The 4,420-nt window shown below is 39.9% G+C and carries 3 protein-coding genes; 1 reads left to right on the top strand and 2 read right to left on the bottom strand.

Annotated features, from left to right (window positions below; all coding sequences use genetic code 11):
* The first annotated feature begins 13 nt into the window (after window positions 1-13).
* The gene (locus GC102_RS08315; protein ID WP_171689080.1) at window positions 14-1,216 is read left to right on the top strand and encodes an IS110 family RNA-guided transposase; all 1,203 of its coding nucleotides are present in this window, start codon (window positions 14-16) and stop codon (window positions 1,214-1,216) included.
* A 167-nt stretch (window positions 1,217-1,383) separates the two neighbouring features.
* Here the strand turns inward: GC102_RS08315 and GC102_RS08310 are convergent, their stop codons facing one another.
* Window positions 1,384-2,994, bottom strand: coding sequence for an RCC1 domain-containing protein (locus tag GC102_RS08310; protein ID WP_171689079.1), 1,611 nt, complete (start codon window positions 2,992-2,994; stop codon window positions 1,384-1,386).
* Window positions 2,995-3,201: 207 nt separating this feature from the next.
* Complete coding sequence (locus GC102_RS08305; RefSeq protein WP_171689078.1) at window positions 3,202-3,690, bottom strand: hypothetical protein; 489 nt, start codon at window positions 3,688-3,690, stop codon at window positions 3,202-3,204.
* Window positions 3,691-4,420: the final 730 nt, after the last annotated feature.

Below are 4,420 nucleotides of genomic sequence, written 5' to 3'. Positions count from 1 at the left end.
AGGGAGTGATGTCATGAATCCAGTCATTGGTTTGGATGTATCCAAGGGAGAAAGCCATGCACAAGCATTTTTAGATCGTGGAGTACCTCATGGAAAGATCTTTAAGTTTAAGCATGATCTTGAAGGATTAGCGTCTTTTCTGAATTATTTGAGAGGGGTGGAATCCGCTGCAGGAATGCGTCCCTCCATTGTGATGGAAGCAACAGGTCATTATCATAGCCCTGTTGTTCAGTTTCTAGACGAGCATCAGTATCTGAATATCGTCATTAATCCTTTAATCTCACATAACGCCAAGAAAACCAATTTGCGACGATTGAAGACGGATGCCGCTGATGCCCATCTTTTGGGAGCGTTGTTCTATAAAGAAGAGTTTGAACCCTACAAAAAGCGGGGTCAGCATCTCATGAATTTACGCTATCTAACACGCCAACATGAATCTTTAACGGGAATGTATGTCCAAGCTAAACTACAGTTTCAGGCTATTCTGGATCAAGTTTTTCCTGAATATCATGGCGTGTTTGGTGACCTTTATTCAAAGGTTTCCCTTCGATTTCTGGCTTTACACCCAACGTCTAAAGAGGTTCTGGAACTGGATGAGAAGGAGATTGCAGCAACAATCGGGCGCCTTACAGGACGTGGCAAATCGGCTTTATGGTGTCTAGAGCGCGCTCAAATCTTAGTAGCAGCAGCAAGGCGAAATCCCTTTAAGGAGACGGCTTTTCCAAGTCATCTGATCTCCATGCAGCTGCTCATCAAATTGCTTCTTCAATACCAAGACCATCTAGCAGACCTAAATAAATCGATAGAGGCCCTAGCTGAAGCGTTACTTGAATATGATTTAATCCAATCGATACCCGGGATTGGCACTAAAATTGCTGCAACAATTTTAGCTGAGATCGGGGAAATCGATCGGTTCAATCACGCTAAGAAACTTGTTGCCTTTGCTGGTATAGATCCAAGTGTTTTTTCTTCAGGCAAGTTTACAGCAACCATAAATAAAATAACTAAGCACGGTTCTAGGAGGCTTCGTACTGCCCTATATCAAGCTGTACGATGTGGTATTCGTAGTAATAGAAATAAAAAACTAAGAGCTTATTATGATAAGAAGCGTGCTGAAGGAAAGCTGTTCAAAGTAGCGATAATTGCTTGTGTGAATAAACTCATCCACTGGATTTTTGCCATCTTAACTACTAAGGAAGCGTTCCGTTTAGAGTAAGCGCAAGAAATAGAAATATATGGAATGTCTTTCCGTGCTTTATGGGACGGTTCTTTCCCATGCACTTTTTTAAGTATACCACCTCATGAATCCGCCATTAATAATTAAATATTGACAAGCTATTAGCTGGAATAGCTTAATGAGGCTACCATCACCTTTACCACCAATCAACGTATCTTCAAATCAATAAGTTTGTTATTCTCATCCCATATAACTTCTCCACCGAAGGATTCAGTGATGAAACGCAATGGTACAAGCGTTAATTCATTCTTAATAAATGAAGCTTGGTCTAGGTGCACTTTTTCATCGTTGATAAATGCCGTTTCTGAATTTACTGAAAGCTTCACCGTTACATTTCCTCTTGTAGCTGAAATAGTCTGTGTAGTGCTCTCCCATTGGATGGTTGCTCCAAGCGACTCAAATATTTTTCGAAGAGGTACCATTGTTGTTCCATTAATTATGTCTGGATATTGCTGAAATGATAATATTTCCCCATTTAATCTCACTTTAATAATTGAGGGTATGCCCACTTTTACGGGTTCATCAAAGCTCCATCCCCCTGGGCCTACTTGCCCCACCTGATTAAACCCCCAAGCCCAAGCGGTACCATTATTATCTAACGCAACCGTTTGTGTGCCGTCATAATAATAACGGTTTCCACTGATTTGAATTATCGAATTTATATTAGAATTAGGGGTTAATTCCGACACATCCTTGTAACTACCATTTCCGATTTGACCTAGATTATTCTTGCCAAGCCCCAAAATGGATCCATCTTTCTTTAAAATAATCATAGAATGATCCGCATAATTCATCTGAGAGGAAAGCAGTATCGTCTTTACGTCGGAAAGCGTGGGTACTAGTTCCGGAATAGAATGAATAAAGGATTGATTCTGCCCCTTCAATTTAAAGATATCAGGCCCCCACTGATATACAGAGCCATCCTCTGTTATAGCAGCGCTCGAACCTCTTCCAAGAGTCATGATTTCTTTAACAGTACTCGTTATTTTAACTTGTACAGGAATATAACTTCCTTTATCTAATACACCTGTCCCAAGGGAACCATCTTCATTCAGCCCCCATGCCCAAACCGTCCCATCTTTTTTAAGTGCTAAACTGTGATTTATACCGGCTGCAACTTGAATGATATCACTTAGACCACTTACCTGAACTGCGGTCGAATGGATTGTACGAGAATCCCCACTTCCAATCTGTCCAACCATATTACTCCCCCATGCCCATACCGTTCCATCCTTTTTCAAGGCGAGAACATGAGATGCTCCAGCGGAAACAGCGGCAACATCTTTTACATTTTTCACTTGTACCGGTTTGGTTTCATCATATTTTAACCATCTTTCTTGTAGGTCTATTGGAGATAATTCCATGTTTTCTTGATTGCCCAATTGTCCTGTATGACCATGTCCCCATGACCACACGGTTCCATCCTTTTTTACAACAATTGCAAATTCAGTCCCTGCCGAGATAGAATTGACATCTGTTAATTCTGATATCCTCTGTGGTTTTGCTCGGTAATTTTTTGAAAATTCACCGTCACCTGTTGTGCCATCTGCTAACTGACCATAAGTATTATCACCCCAAGCCCAAACCGTTCCATCCGTAAGTAACGCTAGATTATAACAATAGCCCGAGGATATTTGGCGTATATCTCCTTTTTCTGTTTCTGCATAAGTTATATCTGTTAGTAAGCAACTTGCAAAAATAATAACGGACAAAGAAACAATAAAAAATTTTGCAGTTATTTTATTAACCTGAGCCACAATACTTCCTCCTATGATAAATAATCAAATAAATTACAAAGTAAATACCTAGCTAACATCCAAGTATTTTATTCGTCAGGAAAAAGAGATTTCCTTTTTCTGTAATAAGGTTCGCCGCACTCCAGTTAGCGGAGCAACAAAAAACGGCTGCCGAAGCAACCGCTATTGAACGTTAGCGTAATAAACAAAGTATCATTCGTATCACTATTAAAATGTAAGCTGAAAACCAGTTAGTTCTGATTTATTTGATCGCTCAAAGAAGAAGAATCTAAAATCCTTCCATGAAATATTCGCATTTTGAAAGATGAGGTCCCCGTCTTTAAGTCTCCGAGTCTCGTCAATTTGATAGCCGCAAGACAGCTTGTTTTTAACTTTCAGGTAAGTGTCACCTACTGCAATACCTTTAACTATTTCAAAAACTCCCCCGAACACCTCGTCCTGAAAAGGGAGTGTTAAATTCATATATTGCTCAAGTTCCTTACGGTATTTGAAATAGTACATGCCTAGTGCATATTCCCCTTTTTCTCCAAATTCAACTCTTTCATAGCCTTCAATTTTGAATTGTCTGTTTGTGTACGATAACATGAAACCACTACCAAGATAGTATAGTGGTCTATCTGTTAAGTGCAACTTTGGAAAGCTTAGTTGAACAAGTGGAGTGAATCTTTTAATGTTATTTATTTGATTCCATTTCATAAAAATTCACCTTTCTAATTAAAGCTACCGATGCCTGCAACTACAAGGGATATTTCATAATTCGGGAGATGCTCTTTCAATTCCTTCATTAGCGTAAACTGCCTGTTAACGTAATGGAAGCTGCCGATTATGCCAGCAGCCTCATTAGTTGTGTTTATTGAGTTATAGTTATTCGATAGGTGATTTTCATTCTTCACCTTTACGTAGTTTGTGCTGCTTCATATAATCTTCATATGCTTCATTCACTTTCCTTTTACAATGATTTTCCCATGATTGTTTTAGTTCAGATACCATCTTGTCGTTATATGGATTTGGGTCCATATCGCCTCCAAATCCTATCCACGCATCAGAGGCTACCTCACCTTTTCCATCTGAATAGGCTATTTCAAGGGGCGCTGGTGCATGCCCAGAGAACTCACAATTCCCCTCTAAACAATGGTAGCCCGGTTTACGAACTCCATATTTACAAAAAGGTGGAACAGGAGGTTTACCTTCATCTTGGTCACCTATTCCGTAAAGACAGTGTAGCTCCACAATGAGATGTGCAAACGCTACGTATTAACAACCTACTTTCTCAAAAACGTTCATGATTACTAATTCTTGCCCCATTCGAAGTATCCTGCCCGTTCGTATTATGAGGTCACCAGATCTTTCTGGTAGACCTCATATTTGTGTGGTCTTATTATAGCGGTAGCCGGGGATCGAACGTTTCTGCCCGTGGGACTTGGAT

The organism is Paenibacillus germinis (genome assembly GCF_013141785.1).
In the GTDB taxonomy this organism is placed as follows: Bacteria; Bacillota; Bacilli; order Paenibacillales; family NBRC-103111; genus Paenibacillus_E; species Paenibacillus_E phytorum.
Note: the sequence above shows the minus strand (reverse complement) of the source record. Positions and strands in the feature narration are given on the sequence as shown.

What these genes read in the sequence shown, in the direction of transcription:
- GC102_RS08305 (WP_171689078.1), bottom strand. Translation starts at nt 3,690, where the DNA reads ATGAAATGGAATCAAATAAATAACATTAAAAGATTCACTCCACTTGTT.
- GC102_RS08315 (WP_171689080.1), top strand. Translation starts at nt 14, where the DNA reads ATGAATCCAGTCATTGGTTTGGATGTATCCAAGGGAGAAAGCCATGCA.